At 67.8% G+C, this 20,251-nt stretch carries 19 protein-coding genes; 16 read left to right on the forward strand and 3 right to left on the reverse strand.

From position 1 onward, the window contains the following. The first annotated feature begins 133 nt into the window (after positions 1–133). From dacB to hpt, 4 genes are all read left to right on the forward strand, one after another. Complete coding sequence (gene dacB / locus ARGLB_RS05205; RefSeq protein ID WP_003799715.1) at positions 134–1,642, forward strand: D-alanyl-D-alanine carboxypeptidase/D-alanyl-D-alanine endopeptidase; 1,509 nt, start codon at positions 134–136, stop codon at positions 1,640–1,642. Between the two features lie 92 nt (positions 1,643–1,734). Beyond that, a complete protein-coding gene (locus ARGLB_RS05210; protein ID WP_003799718.1) occupies positions 1,735–2,853 on the forward strand; it encodes an Rv3626c family coenzyme F420 biosynthesis-associated protein in 1,119 nt (372 codons plus the stop codon). 144 nt (positions 2,854–2,997) lie between these two features. Then, a complete protein-coding gene (gene tilS, locus ARGLB_RS05215; protein WP_003799720.1) occupies positions 2,998–4,047 on the forward strand; it encodes a tRNA lysidine(34) synthetase TilS in 1,050 nt (349 codons plus the stop codon). Positions 4,048–4,076: 29 nt separating this feature from the next. Then, on the forward strand, positions 4,077–4,628 hold the full coding sequence (gene hpt / locus ARGLB_RS05220; protein WP_003799723.1) for a hypoxanthine phosphoribosyltransferase: 552 nt from the start codon (positions 4,077–4,079) through the stop codon (positions 4,626–4,628). On the opposite strand, the gene ARGLB_RS05225 is transcribed toward hpt, so the two are convergent. Beyond that, positions 4,619–5,509: a type IV toxin-antitoxin system AbiEi family antitoxin domain-containing protein gene (locus tag ARGLB_RS05225; RefSeq protein ID WP_003799726.1), complete on the reverse strand. Its 891-nt coding sequence runs from the start codon at positions 5,507–5,509 to the stop codon at positions 4,619–4,621. The genes hpt and ARGLB_RS05225 overlap by 10 nt on opposite strands. A 339-nt stretch (positions 5,510–5,848) precedes the next feature. On the opposite strand from ARGLB_RS05225, the gene ftsH reads away from it, so the two are divergent. The 11 genes from ftsH to ARGLB_RS05280 all read left to right on the forward strand — a co-directional run bounded on the left by ftsH (position 5,849) and on the right by ARGLB_RS05280 (position 16,610). Further along, the gene (gene ftsH, locus ARGLB_RS05230; protein ID WP_003799728.1) at positions 5,849–7,915 is read left to right on the forward strand and encodes an ATP-dependent zinc metalloprotease FtsH; all 2,067 of its coding nucleotides are present in this window, start codon (positions 5,849–5,851) and stop codon (positions 7,913–7,915) included. Between the two features lie 10 nt (positions 7,916–7,925). Then, the gene (gene folE / locus ARGLB_RS05235; protein WP_003799730.1) at positions 7,926–8,564 is read left to right on the forward strand and encodes a GTP cyclohydrolase I FolE; all 639 of its coding nucleotides are present in this window, start codon (positions 7,926–7,928) and stop codon (positions 8,562–8,564) included. Between the two features lie 10 nt (positions 8,565–8,574). Continuing rightward, entirely contained in the window at positions 8,575–9,495 is a 921-nt protein-coding gene (gene folP, locus ARGLB_RS05240) for a dihydropteroate synthase (RefSeq protein WP_003799732.1), read from the forward strand. A gap of 24 nt (positions 9,496–9,519) precedes the next feature. Beyond that, the gene (gene folB / locus ARGLB_RS05245; protein WP_003799734.1) at positions 9,520–9,879 is read left to right on the forward strand and encodes a dihydroneopterin aldolase; all 360 of its coding nucleotides are present in this window, start codon (positions 9,520–9,522) and stop codon (positions 9,877–9,879) included. Next, on the forward strand, positions 9,876–10,472 hold the full coding sequence (gene folK / locus ARGLB_RS05250) for a 2-amino-4-hydroxy-6-hydroxymethyldihydropteridine diphosphokinase (protein WP_003799735.1): 597 nt from the start codon (positions 9,876–9,878) through the stop codon (positions 10,470–10,472). Before folB ends, folK begins: the two co-directional genes overlap by 4 nt. Then, entirely contained in the window at positions 10,469–10,996 is a 528-nt protein-coding gene (locus ARGLB_RS05255) for a DUF3180 domain-containing protein (protein ID WP_003799737.1), read from the forward strand. The genes folK and ARGLB_RS05255 overlap by 4 nt, the downstream gene beginning before the upstream one ends. After that, positions 10,977–11,489, forward strand: a complete 513-nt coding sequence (locus ARGLB_RS05260) for a PH domain-containing protein (RefSeq protein WP_003799739.1) — start codon at positions 10,977–10,979, stop codon at positions 11,487–11,489. Before ARGLB_RS05255 ends, ARGLB_RS05260 begins: the two co-directional genes overlap by 20 nt. Next, positions 11,486–13,096, forward strand: a complete 1,611-nt coding sequence (locus ARGLB_RS05265) for a PH domain-containing protein (RefSeq protein WP_003799740.1) — start codon at positions 11,486–11,488, stop codon at positions 13,094–13,096. Before ARGLB_RS05260 ends, ARGLB_RS05265 begins: the two co-directional genes overlap by 4 nt. Further along, positions 13,089–13,994 carry a Rossmann-like and DUF2520 domain-containing protein gene (locus tag ARGLB_RS05270; protein WP_003799743.1) on the forward strand — a complete coding sequence of 302 codons (906 nt, stop codon included), beginning with the start codon at positions 13,089–13,091 and terminating at the stop codon, positions 13,992–13,994. The genes ARGLB_RS05265 and ARGLB_RS05270 overlap by 8 nt, the downstream gene beginning before the upstream one ends. A gap of 53 nt (positions 13,995–14,047) precedes the next feature. Further along, entirely contained in the window at positions 14,048–14,977 is a 930-nt protein-coding gene (locus ARGLB_RS05275; RefSeq protein WP_003799745.1) for a 4-phosphopantoate--beta-alanine ligase, read from the forward strand. Between the two features lie 118 nt (positions 14,978–15,095). Beyond that, on the forward strand, positions 15,096–16,610 hold the full coding sequence (locus tag ARGLB_RS05280) for an MDR family MFS transporter (protein WP_003799746.1): 1,515 nt from the start codon (positions 15,096–15,098) through the stop codon (positions 16,608–16,610). A 127-nt stretch (positions 16,611–16,737) separates the two neighbouring features. Here the strand turns inward: ARGLB_RS05280 and ARGLB_RS05285 are convergent, their stop codons facing one another. Then, positions 16,738–17,574, reverse strand: coding sequence for an alpha/beta fold hydrolase (locus tag ARGLB_RS05285; RefSeq protein WP_003799749.1), 837 nt, complete (start codon positions 17,572–17,574; stop codon positions 16,738–16,740). 43 nt (positions 17,575–17,617) lie between these two features. After that, positions 17,618–18,571, reverse strand: coding sequence for an alpha/beta fold hydrolase (locus ARGLB_RS05290; protein WP_050934284.1), 954 nt, complete (start codon positions 18,569–18,571; stop codon positions 17,618–17,620). A gap of 139 nt (positions 18,572–18,710) precedes the next feature. Between ARGLB_RS05290 and lysS the strand changes: the two genes are divergently transcribed. Further along, complete coding sequence (gene lysS / locus ARGLB_RS05295; protein ID WP_003799753.1) at positions 18,711–20,249, forward strand: lysine--tRNA ligase; 1,539 nt, start codon at positions 18,711–18,713, stop codon at positions 20,247–20,249. The last annotated feature ends 2 nt before the right edge of the window (positions 20,250–20,251 follow it).

The raw sequence follows: 20,251 nt of genomic DNA on the forward strand, positions 1-20,251 counted from the left end.
TTGGTGTTCGCGGCACACGCGATGATCAACCAAAAATGGACTGTCGGTGCCGCCGACTACTATTGAGGATATAGCGAGAGGCCCAGGTTTCAGGAACTAATGGGGTAATTTCAGGACTTTGAGGACCAGCAGCATGAGCGGCACCAGGAGCACGGCGAGCGGCCGCGGCAGGCTTACCACCATGGTCCGGAGCTGGCCCACCGTCCTGCTCACAGTGCTCCTCCTGGCGCTGGCCCTTCCCGCCGGGATGCTCATTGCCCCTGCGCTGACAGGCCCGGCCCGGTCCACGGCCGAACCCGCCCAGACCCCCTCCTGGCACCTGGTCCCGGAACGCCTGTCCGTCCCGCAGGGCATCGATCCGCTCAGCAACGCCGCACCGGTGCCGGTTCCCGCCAACGTGGCGGCCCGGCTCGACCCCGTCCTCAAGACCGACGGCGGCGGCTCCTTCACTGCCGTGGTCCAGGACGCCGCCACCGGCAAGGTTCTCTATGACCGCGAAGGTGCCGCCAGCAGGATTCCGGCCTCCAACATGAAGCTCCTCACCGCCGTGGCCGCGCTGCGGGGAATCGGCCCCGAGGAACGGTTCAGCACCAGGGTCCTCGCCGGGCCGGCGGCCGAAACACCGGGAGCAGCTCCGGCGGCTGCAACCAGGTCCATCGTGCTGGTGGGCGGCGGCGACGTCCTGCTCGGCGCCGGTGACTCCGCCGAGTCCAAGGTCCTTGGCCATGCCGGGCTTGCCACACTGGCCAAGCAGACTGTGGAGTCACTTCGGAAAGGCGGCTTCAAGGGGCAGCTCCAGGTGCTTGTGGATGATTCCCTTTTCACCGGTCCGGCACTGAACCCGGCCTGGAGCCCGGACGACGTTGCGGCCGGCGAGATGGCCCCGCTGTTTCCGCTGGCACTGAACTCGGCGCGGTTTGATCCCGCAGACACCACGGCTCCCCGGCCCCAGGACTCCGCCATCGCCTCCGGCGAGGCGTTCGCTGCCGGGCTCAAGGCGGCAGGTGCCGCCGCTGGCCTCACGGTGGCACCCGCCGTCGTACGTCTTGACGGAAAGCCGGCGGCGGACGCCAAGGTCCTCGCCGAGGTGCGGTCCGCGACGGTCAGCCAGCAGGTAGACCTCATGCTCCAGACCTCGGACAACTACCTCGCCGAAACCCTTGGCCGCATGACAGCTGTGGCGGGCGGCCAGCCGGGGACGAACGAGTCGGCCAGGGCGGCCGTTCTTGAGCAGCTCTCCGGGCTGGGAATCCCCACGGACGGGATGTTCGCCGCGGATGTGTCCGGACTGGCCCCGGCCAACCAGGTTTCTGCCCGCCAGTTCTCCGAGGTGGTCCGCGCCATCACCAACGGCAAGGACACCCGGCTCAGGGCTGCGCTGGCGGGGTTCCCCGTGGCGGGGCTGACGGGCACGCTCGGCGACAGATATATCGACGAGTCCACGGCCGAGGGCGCTGGCCTGGTGCGGGCTAAAACGGGAACCCTGAACACGGTCATCGCGCTGAGCGGGTACGTGGTGGACGCCGACGGCAGGCTCCTGGTGTTCTCCTTCATCGGCAACGGCCTGACGCCGGGAGCCGCGGGCAACAAGCCGGCGCTGGACACAGCGGCCACGGCGCTGGCCGGCTGCGGCTGCAGCTAGGCGTGTCTTATGGCTCCGGTGTGGTGCCCTTGCCGTTCGCCGGTCAGCGAACTTAAGGCGCGCTGCAAGGCACGTATGTTCTGATGGAGCGTATGGAGTCCACTGCAAGCCAGTCATCCGCCCCTGCCCAGGCCCTCATCAACTGGGACCTTGCCGCGTCCGCAGCAGCACGGCTGGCTCCGCCCGGTCCGACGCTGACTGCTGCCGAGATCGGGGACGCCGTCTCCCAGCTGCGGGAGCTGGCAGATGCCTCCGTTTCGTACGTCCACCAGATCACCGGGCTGGAAGCTGCTCGGGATCTCCGTGACTCCTCCGTCCTCGTCGTGGACCGTGCCTCGTGGGCGAAGGCCAACACGCAGAGCTTCGCGGTGATGCTGAAGCCCGCCATCGAAAAGATGCTGGAGAACCGCCGCGGCACCGTCAGCCCCGGAGCCGCCACGGTCAGCGGAGCCATCACCGGCAGCCAGCTCGGCGCCGTGCTCGCGTTCCTCTCCAGCAAGGTCCTGGGCCAGTATGATCCGTTTGCCGCGCTCGCTGAAGGATCGCAGGCGCCGTCGGGCGGCCGCCTGCTGCTCGTCGCGCCCAACATCATCGCCGTCGAACGCGAGCTGAATGTGGACCCCACTGATTTCCGGCTTTGGGTGTGCCTGCACGAGCAGACGCACCGCGTGCAGTTCGCAGCGGCACCGTGGCTCCGGCACCACATGCTGAACGAGATCGACAACCTCAGCGGGCACCTTCTGGGCAACGTGGACTCCCTGATGGAACGTGCCTCGGCGGCCGCACGCTCGCTCAAGGACCGCGCCGCCTCCGGTTCCACTCCCGGCCGCGGCGCCATCCTCGATCTCCTGCAGGATCCCGAGGAGAAAGCCTCACTGTCCCACCTGACGGCGGTCATGAGCCTGCTCGAAGGCCACGCCAACGTGGTGATGGACGCCGTGGACGCCAGCATCGTCCCTTCAGTGAAGACCATCCGGCAGCGGTTCAACGCCCGCGGCAAGGACAGGGGTGTCATTGAGAAGTTCATCCGCAGCCTGCTGGGCCTGGACGCCAAGATGAAGCAGTACAGCGACGGCGCCAAGTTTGTCCGCGCCGTGGTGGACGTGGCCGGGATGGACGGCTTCAACCGCGTCTGGGAGGCTCCGGCGAACCTGCCCACCGAAGAGGAAATCCACAACGCCAGGATCTGGCTCGACAGGATGGGTTTCTAGGTTTTCGTGCAGCACCTCCCCAACACTCCAGGCGGCTCTGTCCGCGGCGGGCCTGCTGCCGGCGGGCCCGTTCCCAGTGGGCCCGTTCCCAGCGGAAGGCGGCGGCCTGGCCGTTTGGCGCCGGTCCTCGGCACAGCACGGAAAATGCTGCAGGATGCGCTGGCCGAATCCGGCTATCCCGGGCGCGTCCTGGTGGCCTGCAGCGGCGGCCCCGATTCCCTGGCCCTGGCAGCCGTGGCCGCCTACTTTGCGCGCCGCGGCCACGTGGACGGCCGTCCCGTCACCGTAGGCGCGGTGGTTGTGGACCACCAACTGCAGCCCGGATCCGCTGATGTTGCGGCGAGAACCGCTGAGACCCTCCGGGACCTGGGACTGGACCCGGTGCAGATCCGCACTGTCGATGTCGCCTCCACCGGTTTCGGTCCGGAAGCTGCAGCCCGCGATGCGCGCCATGCCGCACTCGAGGCGGCGGCAGGGGAGTGGGAAGCCGGCGCGATCCTCCTGGGGCACACACTCGATGACCAGGCGGAGCAGGTGCTGCTCGGCCTGGCCCGCGGCTCAGGCACGCGGTCCCTGGCCGGGATGCGCCCTGCCCGGGGCAAGCTGCTCCGGCCATTCCTTGGCCTGCGCAGGGCGGACACCCTGGAGATCTGCCGTGCAGAGGACCTCGATCCCTGGCACGACCCCAGCAATTCTGATCCTGCCTTCGCGCGTTCGCGGACCAGGGTGGAGGTCATGCCGGTGCTGGAGGAAAAACTCGGTCCGGGCGTTGCCGAGTCCCTCGCTCGCACCGCCGCCATTCTGCAGCTGGATGCCGATTACCTGGCGGACGTGGCCAACAGCACTTACGAGTCGCTCGCTGAGTACGACGGCCCGGACATCAGCCTCCCGGAGGCTGCCCTCACTGACCTTGCCCCGGCCATCCGGTTCCGGGTGATCGCTATGGCGGCTGCCGGCGTCGGCGGTCAACAGCCCAGCTACCAGCGCCTTTTGGCGGCGGAAGCACTGCTGCGGCGGAAGGGCTCGGCCGGTCCGGTGGAACTGCCCGGCGGGGTAAGCGTGTACCGCCTCTCGCTCGCCGAGCTGCAGGACCGGGAGCGTGCCCAGGGGCCGAGCGGGACGGAAGGCGTTCCCCGCGAGGCCGCCCGCTGTGGGAAGCTTGTATTCCGGCTTCATAAACCGTCCCGCAAATAGTCGCACCCGCATCTACACAGGAGCAATTGGTGGATTCATCCGACGTCCAGGCAGACCTCAAGCACGTTCTCTACACCAAGGAACAGATCCAGCAGCGCATCACCGAGCTCGCGGCGCAGATCGACAAGGACTACGAAGGCCGTGAAATCCTCATCGTGGGCGTGCTCAAGGGTGCGGTCATGGTCATGGCTGACCTTGCGCGTGCACTGCACAGCCACATCTCCATGGACTGGATGGCAGTCTCCTCCTATGGCTCCGGCACGCAGTCCTCGGGCGTGGTGCGAATCCTCAAGGACCTCGACACGGACCTGATGGGCAAGGATGTGCTCATCGTCGAGGACATCATCGACTCCGGCCTCACCCTGTCCTGGCTGAAGACCAACCTCGAATCCCGCGGCACCGCCTCGGTGGAAATCTGCACGGCCTTCCGCAAGCCGACCGCCGCCAAGGTGGAGATCGACGTCAAGTACGTCGGCTATGACATCCCGAACGAGTTCGTGGTGGGCTACGGCCTGGATTACGCCGAGAAGTACCGCAACCTGGACTTCGTGGGCACCCTGGCCCCGCACGTCTACGAGTAGGCGCCCCTGCCGGAGCTGGCCCCACATTTCTGCACCGCTTTCGGTGACTGCGCCGCCGTCGGACCCTGGAAACACGGGCCCGTCGGCGGCGCATTGCCGTTCAAAGAGGTACAGAAAAGCCCGACGGCGGCCGCCCCAACGTTGTTCCGCCGGATGTCCTTCTTGAACTGGGGCTTGTTCAGATGGAAGCCAACGCCATCGATTTCCACAATCAGGCATCCGTTGAGCAGAAAATCCACATAGCCGATTCCCGCCAAGTAGACTTGGGTGCGCACATCGAAACCGTGCCGCCGGAACAGTACCCGGGCCACCGTTTCCAGCAGGGAATCCGACCCGCGTTCCACGAGGTCGAGCACCGCACGCGCCCGGCCGTTGCGGGCTCCGGGCAGCAGCCGACGCAGGAAATCGAGGTCGATCTCGCCGCGGTTGTAGGCACATTCCGCCATCACCAAGGACTCCAGCTCGGGCAGGCATTGGAGCGCGTGGATGAGGACATCCTTCAGCGGGAGCACGGGCGGCTGCAGGGTCGAGATATTTCCGCTGAACCTGTGGGAACGGACGCCGCGGGGCAGCCGCCGGTGGCAGGCTGCGAGATGCGGTTCGACGGGAGCCTTGAGCGTCCAGAGGGAGTAGTGGCCGGCCGCCGACACACAGGTCACCGCGGCGTTGGATTCGTAGGCCCGCACGAAATCACAGTTCGCTTGAGGCAACTGGTAGACCCCGTGCCGGGAATTGAGCAACAGCCCGGAGTTCACCGCCTGACCGATCTGGCTTCGGCTAAATCCCGCCCGGCGGAGGTGGGCCAGCCTGGCTGCGCCGCCGTGCCGCGAGAGGAACTCCGTGGGCTGCATGCCGTCCAGCGTGGCCCCGCCGGGTTCCATTCTGGCAGGGGGACGCCTTCATTTGTGGATAAAGGTCCATGTGGACAACCGAGGCCGGGCATTTCTGCACCACTTTGGAGGGCCGGCTCATGGCCGCAGGCTGCAAATTCGCGGGGGCTGTTTCCGGGCGGCCTGAGAGTGGTGCAGAAATGCCGCCCGCGGGCCCAACGAGGACCCGTTCGCGCTCCCACCAGCCACTACGCCCTGAGGGAACTTTTGTATTACACCGTGCGTGAATTAGTCCTGACGGTGTATAGCTAGAAACGACGCAGCACCACACGCGCGCAGTCCTCGCGCCGTGCAGCACTACCAGGAGGGACGGGGCCAGCCCCCGAACAGATGAAAGCTAAGAGTTTCTTCAAGGGCCCGGGCATTTGGATCATTGTTGTGGTCGGCATGCTTCTGCTGGCCTTTGCAACGTTGGCTCCGGGCGGCTCGACGCGCATCGACACGCAGCCGGGCCTCGAGCTTCTCGCCCAGAGCGGCAAGGTGGAACAGGCCAAGATCTTCGACGGCGAAAACCGCGTCGACCTGGTGCTGAAAGACAACCTCGTCATCGACGGCCAGGACAAGGGCAAGAACGTCCAGTTCTTCTTTGTCAATGACCGCGGCCCGGACGTCGTCAAGGCCGTGACTGCTGCGAACCCCTCCAAGGGCTACACGGACCAGCCGGTGGAGAGCAACTGGCTCTCGGGACTCTTCTCGCTGCTGGTGCCGGTGCTGCTGCTCGGTGTCCTGTTCTGGTTCCTCCTGTCCCGCATGCAGGGCGGCGGCTCCAAGGTCATGCAGTTCGGCAAGTCCAAGGCCAAGATGGTCAGCAAGGACATGCCCCAGGTGACCTTCGCGGACGTCGCCGGCGCAGATGAGGCGGTCGAGGAACTGCAGGAAATCAAGGAATTCCTGGCAGAGCCTGCCAAGTTCCAGGCCGTCGGGGCCAAGATCCCCAAGGGTGTCCTGCTCTACGGCCCTCCGGGCACCGGCAAGACCCTCCTGGCCCGCGCCGTCGCAGGCGAGGCCGGCGTACCGTTCTTCTCCATCTCGGGCTCGGACTTCGTGGAAATGTTCGTCGGCGTCGGCGCCTCCCGCGTCCGCGACCTCTTCGAGCAGGCCAAGTCCAACGCACCCGCCATCATCTTCGTTGACGAGATCGACGCCGTCGGACGCCACCGCGGTGCCGGCATCGGCGGCGGCAACGACGAGCGCGAGCAGACCCTCAACCAGCTCCTGGTGGAAATGGACGGCTTCGATGTCAAGACCAACGTCATCCTGATCGCCGCCACCAACCGGCCCGACGTGCTGGACCCGGCGCTGCTGCGTCCCGGCCGCTTCGACCGGCAGGTCTCTGTGGAAGCCCCGGACCTCGTCGGGCGCGACCAGATCCTCCAGGTCCACGCCAAGGGCAAGCCGATCGCGCAGGGAGTGGACCTCAAGGCCGTCGCCAAGAAGACCCCCGGCTACACGGGTGCAGACCTGGCCAACGTGCTCAACGAGGCCGCCTTGCTGACCGCCCGCTCCAACGCCAACCTCATCGATGACCGCGCACTGGACGAGGCCATCGACCGTGTCATGGCCGGCCCGCAGAAGCGCAGCCGCGTCATGAAGGAGCACGAGCGCAAGATCACCGCGTACCACGAGGGCGGCCACGCCCTGGTAGCCGCGGCGCTGCGGAACTCCGCGCCGGTCACCAAAATCACCATCCTGCCCCGCGGCCGCGCCCTGGGCTACACCATGGTGGTCCCGGAGAACGACAAGTACTCCGTCACCCGTAACGAACTGTTGGACCAGATGGCCTACGCCATGGGCGGCCGCGTGGCCGAGGAAATCGTCTTCCACGATCCGTCCACCGGCGCCTCGAACGACATTGAAAAGGCCACGTCCACGGCCCGCCAGATGGTCACCCAGTACGGCATGAGCGAACGCGTGGGCGCCGTGCGCCTTGGCCAGGGCGGCGGCGAGCCGTTCCTCGGCCGCGACGCCAGCCATGAGCGGAACTACTCCGACCAGATCGCCTACATCGTTGATGAGGAGGTCCGCCGCCTGATCGACCAGGCCCACGACGAGGCCTACGCGATCCTCACCGAGAACCGGGACGTCCTGGACCGCCTGGCCCTGGAACTGCTGGAACGGGAAACCCTGAACCAGGCCGAAATCGCCGACGTCTTCCGCGACATCCGCAAGCGGGATTTCCGCGAGATCTGGCTGTCCAAGGAGACCCGTCCCGTCCAGATGGCCGGTCCGGTGGAGTCGCGGCAGGAGCGTGCAGAACGCGAAGCCCAGGAAGAAGCCAAGGAAGCCCGCCTCGAGGAACCGCTGGACGCAATTCCGCCGCATCCCCAGGGTGTTCCGGAGGACGCCTCCTTCCAGGGCGGAGTAACGGAAGCCGGACCAGACGGCCACCACGGCTAAGCTCTTTGGTGTGACTCACTTCGACGACGACGACCTCACCGCCACCGCCGACCATTCGGCGGTGGGCGGATCGGGCCACCACCACAAGGTGGACAGGCCCCGAATTGAAGCAGCTGTGCGGGAAATCCTGCTGGCCATAGGCGAGGACCCGGACCGCGGCGGGCTGCAGGACACACCCAAGCGTGTGGCCAAAGCCTATGCCGAGGTGTTTGCCGGCCTGCACCAGGATCCGGGCAGCGTGCTCGGCACCACCTTCGACCTCGACCACGAGGAACTCGTGCTGGTGAAGGACATCCCGTTCTACTCCACCTGCGAGCACCACCTGGTGCCGTTCCACGGTGTCGCGCATGTGGGGTACATCCCCTCGCACGACGGCAGGGTGACCGGCCTGAGCAAGCTGGCACGCCTGGTGGACATCTACGCCCGCCGCCCGCAGGTGCAGGAGCGCCTCACCACGCAGATCGTTGAAGCACTGGTCACTTTCCTCAAGCCGCGCGGAGCCATCGTGGTGGTGGAATGCGAACACATGTGCATGTCCATGCGCGGCATCCGCAAGCCCGGAGCCAAAACCGTCACAAGCGCGGTTCGCGGGCAACTTCATGACCCGGCCACCCGCGCCGAAGCCATGAGCCTCATCCTCGGAAGGTAAAAAACAGACTATGGATTCCCTAGCTGCAGCACCTGGAACCGGCCCCGCAACATCACCCCTGCCCATCCTGCGCAAACCGCGGCCGGCAGCCAAGTTCGACGACCTGCCCACCGACCGCACGCTCGTCATGGGCATCCTCAACGTCACCCCCGATTCGTTCAGCGACGGCGGCAAGCACCCGACGGCCGACACCGCCATCGCCGCCGGCCTGCGGATGTTCTACGCGGGTGCCGACATCATCGACGTCGGGGGCGAATCCACCCGCCCCGGCGCCGAGGAGGTCAGCCCGGAGGAAGAGCAGCGGCGGGTGTTGCCTGTCATCGAAGCCCTCGTGAAGGCCGGCGCGCTGGTCAGCATCGACACCACCCATGTCTCCACCGCCGAAGCCGCGCTAAATGCCGGCGCAGCGATCATCAACGACATCTCCGGCCTCACCATCGAACCCGGCATGGCCGAGCTCGTGGCAAAGACGAAGGTGCCGTATGTCCTGACCCACCGCCGCGGCGACGCCAAGACCATGACCTCCCTGACGGAGTACGACGACGTCGCGGACGACGTCGTCTCCGAACTGAACGGCGTCCGCGACAAGCTGTACGCGGCCGGCGTCCTGCCCGAGCAGATCATCGTGGACCCGGGCATCGGGTTCTCGAAGACTGACGTGCAGAACTGGGAACTGCTGCGGAACCTGGACCGGCTCGACGCCATGGGCCACAAGGTTCTGGTGGGCGCGTCCCGCAAACGCTTCCTTGGCACGCTCCTGACGGTCGCCGGCAAGGCAGCGCTCCCGGAAGAGCGCGACGCCGCCACGGCGGCCATCACCGCCATCAGCGCCGCCCGCGGCGCCTGGGCCGTGCGCGTGCACGACGTCGGACCCAGCCTTGACGCCGTCAAAGTGGCCGCCCGCATGGCGGCCCCGGACCACGGCCGCTGACCAGGAAGGCCTAGCAGAACAGCCATGGACAGGATCTCGCTGACCGGTGTCACCGCCACCGGCTACCACGGGGTGTTCGATTTTGAGCGCCGCGAAGGCCAGCCGTTTGTTGTGGACGCCGTGCTGCACCTGGATTTCAGCCAGGCAGCGGAGTCGGACGACGTCCGCGACACCGCCCACTACGGCGAGGTGGCCGGACGGATCACCGACTGGATCACCGGCGAGCCCCTGAACCTGATTGAGGGATTGGCTGTGCGCATGGCCGAGGGCCTGCTCAAGGAATTCAGGATCCAGGCCGTGGAGATCACGGTGCACAAGCCGAAGGCGCCCATCGAGGTTCCCTTCGGCGACGTCGCCGTCAGCGTCTACCGGGAGCGGACATGACTCCGGCCCCCGCACTGCATGAGAAACCGGTGGAGCAGCCGGCACCGGCCAGGACCGCCTACACCCGGGCGGTGCTGGCGCTGGGCAGCAACCTTGGGGCGCGGAACGAGACGCTGTCCGAGGCGGTTGCGGACCTTGTGGACCGCCCGGAGGTGCGGCTCCTGGCCGTCTCGCCGATAGTGCAGACCAAGGCCGTCGGCGGCCCCGCCGGGCAGCCGGACTTCCTCAACATGGTGATTTCGGTTGAAACCTCGCTGGAGCCGCTTGAGCTTCTCAGGCACTGCCAGTCGGTGGAAAACAAGCACCACCGCGTGCGTGAGGTCCACTGGGGTCCGCGGACGCTCGACGTCGACGTGATCGTTTACGGTGAGCTAGAGAGTGACGATCCCGTACTCACCCTTCCCCATCCCTTTGCGGCAGTGCGGGCCTTCGTGCTTTTCCCCTGGGCCCAGATGGACCCCTCCGCCACCCTTAACGGGCAGCCGGTGGGGGAGCTTGCCCTCAGGGCTGCCGACTTCCCGGACCTGAAGCCGTTCGACGGTTTCGGGGACTTCGACGGTGTGCCCGATGGCGGGGCGGTGGAACAGCCGTGAAGCCCGTGAGTCCTCTGCTGCTCGCAGTCGTGGGCATTGCCCTGGCCATCGCCGGCTGGTCCGCTGCCGTCCTGATCGTCCGTTACGGCATGGCCACGCCGGTCCTGCCGGCCACGGCGCTGGTCACCATGGGCGTGATTGTGGCCCTGACCCTGGTGCTGGGCATCCGCGTGCTCCGCTGGCGGAACGGCAAGAAGAAGAAAATGCTGAACCCCATCCTGGCGGCGTGGACGCTGGTCCTCGCCCAGGCCTGCGCCTACACCGGCGCGATGCTGCTGGGCTGGCACGCCGGCATCTTCCTGGACCAGTTGCGGTTCTGGAGCATCCGCAGCGGGCTGGACGTCACCTGGCTCGCCCTCGGGATGGCCGGCGGCGGGCTGGTCATGATCGTGGTGGGGCTCGTCGTCGAACGCTTCTGCAAGATTCCGCCGGAGGACGGCGAGACGGACGCCAGCAAAGGCCTGCCGGGCCATGGCCGGGGCAAGGCCAAGGGAGAAGGCGAGTATGCCTACCGCGGCGATTGATCCTCCCGGGATCACCTGGCTGCGTGTGTCCCCGAAGTACGTCACGGTCCGGCTCGTGGAGTGGGCCCTCGGCAACCTGGTCATGGTGGCCGTGCTGAGCCTTCCGCTGGTGTTCGTCCGGCTCGGCTGGTGGCGGTGGCCGCCGCTGTGGCTGGCCATCGGCATTCCCGCTTTCATGCTGCTGCTGGCACTGTGGCGCCTGGTCCTGATCCCGCGGCAGGTGCGCGCCATTGGCTATGCCGAGCGCGACGATGACCTCCTCATCCGCGGCGGCATCTTCTTCCAGCGTGTCATGGTGGTGCCGTACGGCCGCATGCAGTACGTGGACATCAGCGCCGGCCCGGTGGAACGCGGGCTGGGGCTGTGCACCCTGAAGCTGCACACGGCGTCCGCCGGAACCAACGCCGGCATTCCCGGGCTTCCCGCCGAGGAAGGCGCCCGGCTCAGGGAACAGCTCTCAGCGCGCGGCGAAGCCAGGCTGGCCGGGCTGTGAGCGCCGGCGGCCTCGCTTCCGGAAAGCCCGACGGCGAGTGGCTGCGAGTGCACCCGGCCACACCGTTCGTTCGTGGCTGGGTTGCGCTGGCGGCCATCGGCTACTTCTTCGGGCGTGACAGCTTTGAACGGATGCTCCAGGGCCAGCCGCTGATCGATGACCGCATCGCCGGCCGCGCCCCGTGGCTCCTGGGCGGCGGGGCATTGTTGCTGGTGCTGGCTGTGCTGGGCTTCATCCTGTCCTGGTACTTCACCCGGTACCAGGTGGCGGAGGGCTACGTCCGGGTCAACACGGGCTTCCTGTTCAAGCAGCAGCGGCAGGCACGGCTGGACCGCGTCCAGGCCATCGACATCGTCCAGCCGCTGCTCGCCAGGATCTTCGGCCTCGCGGAACTCAAGTTCGAAGTTGCCGACGCCGGCGAATCCGCCGTCCGGCTGGCATTCCTGCGCATCGACGACGCCCGGCAGCTGCGCGCCACCATCCTTGCCCGCGCGTCGGGAATCCGGCTGGATCCCGAGCACCCCGAAGCAGCCGCCCCCGAGGCCCCGGAGCAGCTGGTACTGCAGGTCCCGCCGTCGCGTCTTGTCGGTTCGCTCCTGCTCAGCGAGCAGAGCGTCTTTGTGGTCCTGGGCGCCGCGGCATCCGTGATGCTGTCCGCGCTCACCGAAAACAGGGCCTTTTTCCTGTACCTGATTCCCGCGGCCCTCGGCCTCATTGCCGCGTACTGGAACTCGTTCAGCAAGGGCTACAACTTCACGGCGGCCATCTCCCCGGACGGCATCCGGCTCCGGTACGGGCTGCTCGACACGCAGGCGCAGACCCTGCCGCCGGGCCGGGTCCAGGCGCTCAGGGTGGCCCAGCCGCCGCTGTGGCGCCTCTTCGGCTGGTACCGGATGCAGGTCAACGCCGCCGGGTACGGGGCCGGAGCGAACAACGGCGAGGGCGGCTCCCGCACCACGCTGCTGCCGGTGGGAAAGATGGACGACGTCCTGAACATGCTGGCCCTGGTGCTGCCCGATCCGGGAACTGCCGATCCGCTGCGCGTGTTCCACCAGGGGGTGAACGGGCTGGATTCCGACGCCGGTTTTGTCACCACGCCGCGCCGTGCGCGGCTGCTGGCGCCGCTGGGCTGGCGGCGCAACGCCTTCGCGGCCACGGACACTGCGCTGCTCATGCGGTCGGGCCGCTGGTGGCGGCAGCTTGTGGTGGTGCCGCACCAGCGGACGCAGTCGATTGCGCTGCAGCAGGGGCCCCTCGCCCGCCGGTTTGGCCTGGCCGATCTCGTGCTGCACACCACCGCGGGTCCGGTGGTGCCCCGGGTGATCCAGGCCGACATCCGGGAGGCGCAGGCGCTCTTCGACGCCCAGGCAGCCCGCGCCCGCGCCGCCCGCCGGCGCCAGACAAGCGAACAGTGGCTGGCGCAGGTGGCCCCCGCACTGACCGAGCCGGCCCCGACTCCGCTGGTTGAGCCCGCCGAAACCCCTGATCTCACTCCCCAGCAGCCCCCTAGGCTCGCAAGCTCTCCTAGGGAACCCGGCTGGCGTGGCCCCAAGCTCGATCAACGACCCCCGACAGCACCCCAACAGGAAGGCCAGCAACGTGGCTAAGCCAGGACGCCTCGGCGTCGGAATCATCGGTGCCGGCAAAGTGGGCGCCGTCCTCGGTGCGGCGCTCCGCGCAGCCGAGCACGCCGTCGTCGGGGTTTCGGCCGTCTCCGACGCGAGCCGGGAGCGGGCCGAAACCCTGCTGCCCGGCGTTCCCGTCCTGGAGATCCAGGACATCGTGGAACGCGCGGAACTGGTGCTCCTGGCCGTCCCCGATGATGCCCTCGGCGGACTCGTGGAAGGGCTCGCCAAGCTCGGCGCCTGGCAGCCCGGCCAGCTCGTGGCGCACACGTCAGGCAGGTTCGGCGTCGGCGTGCTGCATCCCGTCCGGGCAGCGGGTGCCGTGCCGCTGGCGCTGCACCCGGCCATGACCTTCACCGGCATGAGCCTGGACCTGACCCGCCTGCTGGACTGCACGTTCGGTGTCACAGCGGACGCCGCCATGCTCCCCATCGCCCAGGCCCTCGTCGTCGAAATGGGGGCCGAACCGGTGGTCATCGCCGAGGGCGACCGCACGATCTACCACGCGGCCCTGGCCCACGGTTCGAACCACCTGGTCACGCTCGTGGCGCAGGCGTCGCAGCTGCTCGCCGAGGTGGGCGTCGAGGCCCCGGACCGCATGCTCGGGCCGCTGCTTCGGGCAACCCTGGAGAACGCGCTTGCCTCCGGCGAGACGGCGCTGACCGGCCCGGTGGCGCGGGGGGACGCCGGCACGGTGGAGGCGCACGCCCGCGCGCTGCGCGAGCACGACGGCGGGACAGGCGGGGACGTCCTCGCCGCGTACCTCGCCATGGCGCGGGCCACCGCCACGCGCGCTGAAGGGCGGGGTTTGCTGAAGCCGGATCAGGCGGACAATATTCGTATCGCACTCGAGGGCACCGATGACGACGGCCCGGCATAGGGCCGTGACGGCCGTGCATGAAAACGGCCACAGGGCCAAGGGAGGACACTGACATGGCAATCCGACTCGTAACGACGGCGGACTCCCTCCGTGCACAAAGCCGGCTGCTGCTGACGCAAAAGAACGGCTCGTCGTTGGGCCTCGTGCCCACCATGGGCGCCCTGCACGCTGGCCACGGGCGGCTGGCGCGGGCCGCCGTCGAACAGAACGATGTTGTGGTGGCCTCCATCTTTGTGAACCCGCTGCAGTTCGGCGAGGCGCAGGACCTGGACCGGTATCCACGGACCCTCGAGGCGGACATGGCGCTGCTGGAGGAGCAGGGCGTGGACCTGGTCTTCGCGCCGTCGGTCGAGGAGATGTACCCGGGCGGCCAGCCGATGGTCCGGGTCACCTCCGGCCCGCTGGGGGAGAAGTGGGAGGGCGCCTCCCGGCCCGGGCACTTCGACGGCGCGCTCACCGTGGTGGCCAAGCTGCTGCACCTGGGCATCCCCAGCACGGGCCTCCCCGGTGGCAGCGCCTTCGTTGCCGGCGCCGGCGGCGGATTGCCGGCGTACCGCGCCTATTTTGGCCAGAAGGATGCGCAGCAGCTGGTCCTGGTGCGCCGGATGGTGGCGGACCTGAACTTTCCCGTGGAGATCGTGGCGGTGCCAACCGCCCGCGCCGCCGACGGGCTGGCACTGTCCAGCCGGAACCGCTTCCTCTCGGACGAGGAACGGGAGGCAGCGCTGGTCCTGTCCCGCGCGCTGCACCTCATTGAGGAGCGGGCGAACACCAACGGGCCCCTCGATGTGGGCTCGGCCAGGGCACTGATCGAGTCCCAGCCCCTGGTCCGGCTCGACTACCTCGACGTCGTGGATCCCGTCACGCTGGAGCCGCTCGCCGAGAACTGCCACGAGACACCCTTCCGCGGTGAAGGGCTGGCACTGGTCGCCGCGAAGGTGGGCGCCGTGCGGCTGATCGACAACGTGCCGCTCAGTTCCTAACGAGTAACTTGCCGGGTGGCTTGGGCCCTGTGCGGGGAATGAGCGGTGCCACTACACTGTTGGAGTCTGCAGCGGCGCTGACCGCCAGCCACCACTCCAACTCCCTGAGGGCCTCGCCATGTCTACCAACGTCACGTCCAACTCGTCTGGCGAACCTGCCCGGGAGCCGGCCGCTCCCGTTGTAACGCCGGCCGGTGCGCCGGCATCCCCGGCCGCAGCACCGCCGTCGGACAAGATGTCCCGCGAGTCCGTGACGGTGATCGTCACGCTGCTGGTGGCCACCTTCGTGGTGATCCTGAACGAAACCATCATGAACGTTGCCCTGCAGCGGCTCATGGTGGACCTGCGCGTGGATGCCCCCACCGTCCAGTGGCTCTCCACCGGGTTCATGCTGACCATGGCCGTGGTGATTCCGACCACCGGCTTCATCCTCCAGCGGTTGTCGACCCGGTCCGTCTTCCTCCTGGCAATGGGTCTGTTCGCCGGCGGCACGGCGCTCGCCGCCGCGGCGCCCGGCTATGAAATCCTCCTGCTGGCGCGGATCATCCAGGCCGGCGGTACCGCCATCATGCTTCCGCTGCTGATGACCACCATCCTCACTCTGGTCCCGCTGGCCCGCCGCGGCGCCGTGATGGGCAATGTCAGCATTGCCATTTCCGTCGCACCGGCCATGGGACCCACGGTTTCCGGTTTCATCCTGCAGCACTTCTCCTGGCGCTTCATGTTCATCTTTGTCCTGCCCATTGCCCTGGCGGCCCTGGCAATTGGCGCCAGGTTCCTCACCAACGTCGGCGAGACCGAAAAGTCCAGGCTCGACTTCCTCTCCGTGGTCCTGACCGTCCCCGCCTTCGGCGGCCTCGTCTACGGCCTCAGCCAGATCGGCGGCGGCCACGGCGGCAGCAGCGGCCCGAGCATGCTGGCCGTGGTGGCGCTGGTTGTTGGTGTGGCCGGCCTTGCCGCGTTCACGTTCCGCCAGCTCCGGCTGCAGAGGTCCGAGGCTCCGCTGCTGGACCTGCGGGCCTTCAATTTCCGGATGTTCACGGTGTCCGTGCTGCTGATGGTGGTGTCCATGGTGGCCCTGTTCGGCGCCGTGATCCTGCTGCCGCTGTACCTGCAGGAGATCCGCGGGCTGCAGTCGCTTGAGACCGGCCTGGCCCTGCTGCCCGGGGGCCTCGCCATGGGTCTGCTCGGCCCGGTGATCGGCCGCCTGTTCGACAAGGTCGGCCCCCTGCCGCTGACGGTCACCGGATCCTCGCTCATGGTCCTGACACTCTGGCAGTTCGCAATGCTCGACGCCGGCACTCCGGTCTGGTGGATCGTCACCTTGCACGTCGGGCTCAGTTTCGGGCTCGCGCTGCTCTTCACGCCGGCCTTCACCACCGGCCTGAACCCGTTGCCGCCGCACCTGTACTCGCACGGCTCGGCCATCATGAGCACCCTGCAGCAGGTGGCCGGCGCGGCGGGCACGGCACTGCTCGTGTCCATCTTCGCCTTCGTTTCCGCGGGCTCCGGCCTCGTTGCGGGCATGAATGCCGCATTCCTGACGGCAACCGTCATAGCCGTTGCCGCCGTCGTACTTTCCACCATGATGCGGAAGACGGCAGGAGCCGAAGGCACACCCGCCGCCCACTAGGGCGCGAACGAACACTTAAGCCCCGCCACCGAAGCGCGAACGTACACTTAAGCCCCGGAAAGTCCCGGAAAGTGGGGCTCAAGTGTTCGTTCGCGCTGTGGTTTCGACAGGCCCAACCAGCGGGGGCTCAGCCGGCGAAGAACTCGCTGAGTTCGGTGATGAGCTTGTCCGGGGCGCGGTTGGCGCCGTCGTGCCCGAAGCCCGGCAGGATGGTGTAGCTGGAGCCGGAGAGGACGTCGTGGATCTGGCCGCAGGCCACGCCGAAGTAGGCCGGGCTCTTCTCGCCCACGATGATGAGCGTCTCGAGCGGCAGCGCCAGGAACGGTTCGGCCGGCATGTCCGCCGCGATGATCGCCTTGATCTCCCGGACACCGGTGCGCATCATTTCGCGCATCTGCTTGCCCACCGACGTTCCCGCCGTGAGCTTGTTGGCGAGGGTCATCATGGACAGCGGCATGCGGGAGGAGAAGGCGCTCTCGGCCTCGAGCCCGCGGAGCAGGACCGCGAGGGCACGGTCGTCGTCCCCGGCCGCCGTCGCCCGTTCGTATTCGGCGGTCCAGTCGGCCGTGACGCTGTGGTTGACGGAGACCGCGGGATCGTAGACGGCGAGCCGTTCCACCGGGAGGGTCCGCGCCGCGTGGATAGCCACGGCGCCGCCGAAGCTGTGGCCGAAGACGTCGGTGCTGGCCGTGTGCTTCATGACGGTGTCGAGGTCGCGGATGTCGACGTCCAGGGTGTAATCCCCGGCCTGTTCGGAGGAGGCGCCCCGGCCGCGGCGGTTGAATGTGTGCACCGGCCGGCCGAGGGAGGCGCTGAGTTTCTGCGCGAAGCGGGTGTAGTCCGCCGCCGTCACCATGGAGGCCGTAACCACAACCACGCCGGAACCGGCCGTGGCCAACTCAGCGCCCGTGCTGAACAGCTCGAGCTTGCCGCCGTCGGGTGTGCTGATGATCTCGCGAGTCATGCTCCGAGCCTATCGGAGGCGGGCCCCTGCTGACAGCCAGCGGCTACCTGCGCCGGCGCTTCCTGCTCAGTGGCCGGACGGTTCCGTCAGTGCCGTTCAGGAAGCGCGCCATCCGGATGGCCAGGCGCTTGCCCGGCCGGATCGGCCCCTCGTGCAGCTGGCCGGGAACCACCGCGAAGTCGATGGCCGGCACCGCCGACGCCAGCTGCCGGCCGGTGTCGGCAAAGTATCCCGGGCTCCAGCCGCCGCTGAGCATCAGCGTGGGGGTGGTCAGTTCCATGTAATCCGCGAGCTCAGCGTCGGCGTCGAGCACCGCCCGCATCTCCTTGACGGCCGTCGGCAGCAACTCCCGCATTTCGGCTCCGACGTTGGTCCGGGCCGACATGATGCTCAGCATCCGCAGCGCGCCGAGGGGCAGGTACGACAACGGCCCGGCCGTGGCCAGGCCCTGCACCAAATGCGCCCAGGCATGGTTAAGCTGCCCCTCCGTCACGGCCTGCTCCAGTTCCGGCCGCCAGCGGTGGTCCAGGTTGCCGGAAAGGGACACCGCGGCGTCGTACGTGACGAGCCGGCGCAACGGCATGTTGCGCGCCGCCTGAAGGGCCACGAAGCCGCCGAAGCTGTGCGCCACCACATCCTCCGACCCCGTCGCCTTCATCACGGCGGCGAGGTCCCCGATCTCGGTGGTGACGGAATAGCCGTCCGGCTGCGGCGCGGAACCGGCGCGGCCGCGGCGGTTGTAACAGTGCACCGGCCGGCTCAGCAGGAGGCTCAGGTTGCGCGCGAACGGCCGGTACAGTGCGTCGGTCACCAGTGTTCCGTGGATAACGACGACGCCGGGCGCCGTCACCGGGGCCGGGTCACCTTTCGCGGAGGCACTGCCGGCAGAAGTGCCGGCCATGCTGCCGCCGTGGGCGCGGGTGAGTGTGGCGGGCCTGAAGGAGTGCACCTCAAGCCGGCTGCCGTCGTCGTCCGTCTCAACTGTCCAGGTCTCCACAGCCCGAGTCTATGCCCCACCCCCTCCGGAGTTTTTGTACTGATATCGCGCCCAAATGGCCTTGGAAGTCCGAATATCTGGACAAAAACTCCAAGGTGCGGGGGGCCGAACTCCGATCCGGGAAGTCCCGGTAAACTTGATGACTGTGACTTCCCAAAACACCCCCGCCCCCAAGAACGCCCCAGAACCGCTCGACGCCAGCGAACAGATGCGCATCCGCATGGACAAGCGCGCCAAGCTGATCGAACGCGGGTCGGAGGCGTACCCGGTGGGTGTTGAGCGCACGCACTCGCTCAGCGAGATCCGCGAAAAGTACGTCCACCTGCAGGCCGACGAGACCACCGGCGACGTCGTGGGCGTCACCGGCCGCGTGGTGTTCGTCCGGAACACGGGCAAGCTGTGCTTCGCCACATTGCAGGAAGGCGGCACCGACGGCAAGGGCACCCGGCTGCAGGCCATGCTCAGCCTGGCGAACGTGGGCGAAGAGGCGCTCGCGGACTGGAAGGCCCTGGTTGACCTGGGCGACCACGTCTTCATCAAGGGCGAAGTCATCTCGTCCCGCCGCGGTGAGCTCTCCGTCATGGCCGAGTCCTGGTCCATGGCCTCCAAGGCGCTGCGCCCGCTGCCGGTGCTGCACGCCGAACTCAACGAGGAAACCCGCGTCCGCCAGCGCTACGTGGACCTGATGGTCCGCGACGAGGCCCGCGAAATGGTCTACACCCGCGCCGCCATCACCCGTTCCATCCGCGAGACCCTGTTCCGCCACGCCTACGTCGAGGTGGAGACGCCCATCCTCCAGCTGGTCCACGGCGGCGCCCTCGCCCGTCCGTTCGAAACGCACATGAACGCGTTCGACCAGAAGATGACGCTGCGCATCGCCACCGAGCTCTACCTCAAGCGCGCCGTGGTGGGCGGCATCGACCGCGTCTACGACATGGGCCGCGTGTTCCGCAACGAAGGTGTGGACTCGACCCACAGCCCGGAGTTCACCACGCTCGAGTGCTACGAGGCGTGGGCGGACCAGTTCGTCATGGCCGAGCGCATCAAGGAGATCATCCTGGACGCCGCGGACGCCGTGGGGGCCGGACGCACGCTGCAGACCGAGGCGGGGGAGATCAACCTCGACGGCGACTGGGCCTGGGTGGCCGTATACCCGGGGCTTTCCGAAGCAGTGGGCCAGGAGATCACCCCCGACACCACACTCGAGGAACTGCGAGCCGTGGCCGGGAAGCACGACGTCAAGGTGGACCCCAAGTGGGATGCCGAGAAGCTGGCGGTGGAACTCTTCGGCGAAATCGTGGAACCCACCCTGCTGAACCCCACGTTTGTCTACGACTACCCGCCGTCCGCACAGCCGCTGGCCCGCCCGCACCGCGAGGACGGCCGCCTGATCGAGGCCTGGGACCTGATTATCGGCGGCATGGAGCGCGGCACCGCCTTCTCCGAGCTCATTGACCCGGTCATCCAGCGCGAACGCCTCACCGAACAGTCCATGCACGCGGCAGCCGGCGACGTCGAGGCAATGCAGCTGGACGAGGACTTCCTCCGCGCCCTGGAGTACGGTGCGCCTCCCATGGGCGGCATCGGCCTGGGCATCGACCGGCTGGTCATGCTCTTCACCGGCGCTGGCATCCGCGAAACCATTCTCTTCCCCCTGCTCAAGCCCGAAGGCCACTGATG

This window comes from Arthrobacter globiformis NBRC 12137 (assembly GCF_000238915.1).
In the GTDB taxonomy this organism is placed as follows: domain Bacteria; phylum Actinomycetota; class Actinomycetes; order Actinomycetales; family Micrococcaceae; genus Arthrobacter; species Arthrobacter globiformis.

What these genes read in the sequence shown, in the direction of transcription:
- dacB (WP_003799715.1), top strand. Translation starts at nt 134, where the DNA reads ATGAGCGGCACCAGGAGCACGGCGAGCGGCCGCGGCAGGCTTACCACC.
- ARGLB_RS05210 (WP_003799718.1), top strand. Translation starts at nt 1,735, where the DNA reads ATGGAGTCCACTGCAAGCCAGTCATCCGCCCCTGCCCAGGCCCTCATC.
- tilS (WP_003799720.1), top strand. Translation starts at nt 2,998, where the DNA reads ATGCTGCAGGATGCGCTGGCCGAATCCGGCTATCCCGGGCGCGTCCTG.
- ARGLB_RS05225 (WP_003799726.1), bottom strand. Translation starts at nt 5,509, where the DNA reads ATGGAACCCGGCGGGGCCACGCTGGACGGCATGCAGCCCACGGAGTTC.
- ftsH (WP_003799728.1), top strand. Translation starts at nt 5,849, where the DNA reads ATGAAAGCTAAGAGTTTCTTCAAGGGCCCGGGCATTTGGATCATTGTT.
- folP (WP_003799732.1), top strand. Translation starts at nt 8,575, where the DNA reads ATGGATTCCCTAGCTGCAGCACCTGGAACCGGCCCCGCAACATCACCC.
- folB (WP_003799734.1), top strand. Translation starts at nt 9,520, where the DNA reads ATGGACAGGATCTCGCTGACCGGTGTCACCGCCACCGGCTACCACGGG.
- folK (WP_003799735.1), top strand. Translation starts at nt 9,876, where the DNA reads ATGACTCCGGCCCCCGCACTGCATGAGAAACCGGTGGAGCAGCCGGCA.
- ARGLB_RS05260 (WP_003799739.1), top strand. Translation starts at nt 10,977, where the DNA reads ATGCCTACCGCGGCGATTGATCCTCCCGGGATCACCTGGCTGCGTGTG.
- ARGLB_RS05275 (WP_003799745.1), top strand. Translation starts at nt 14,048, where the DNA reads ATGGCAATCCGACTCGTAACGACGGCGGACTCCCTCCGTGCACAAAGC.
- ARGLB_RS05280 (WP_003799746.1), top strand. Translation starts at nt 15,096, where the DNA reads ATGTCTACCAACGTCACGTCCAACTCGTCTGGCGAACCTGCCCGGGAG.
- ARGLB_RS05285 (WP_003799749.1), bottom strand. Translation starts at nt 17,574, where the DNA reads ATGACTCGCGAGATCATCAGCACACCCGACGGCGGCAAGCTCGAGCTG.
- lysS (WP_003799753.1), top strand. Translation starts at nt 18,711, where the DNA reads ATGACTGTGACTTCCCAAAACACCCCCGCCCCCAAGAACGCCCCAGAA.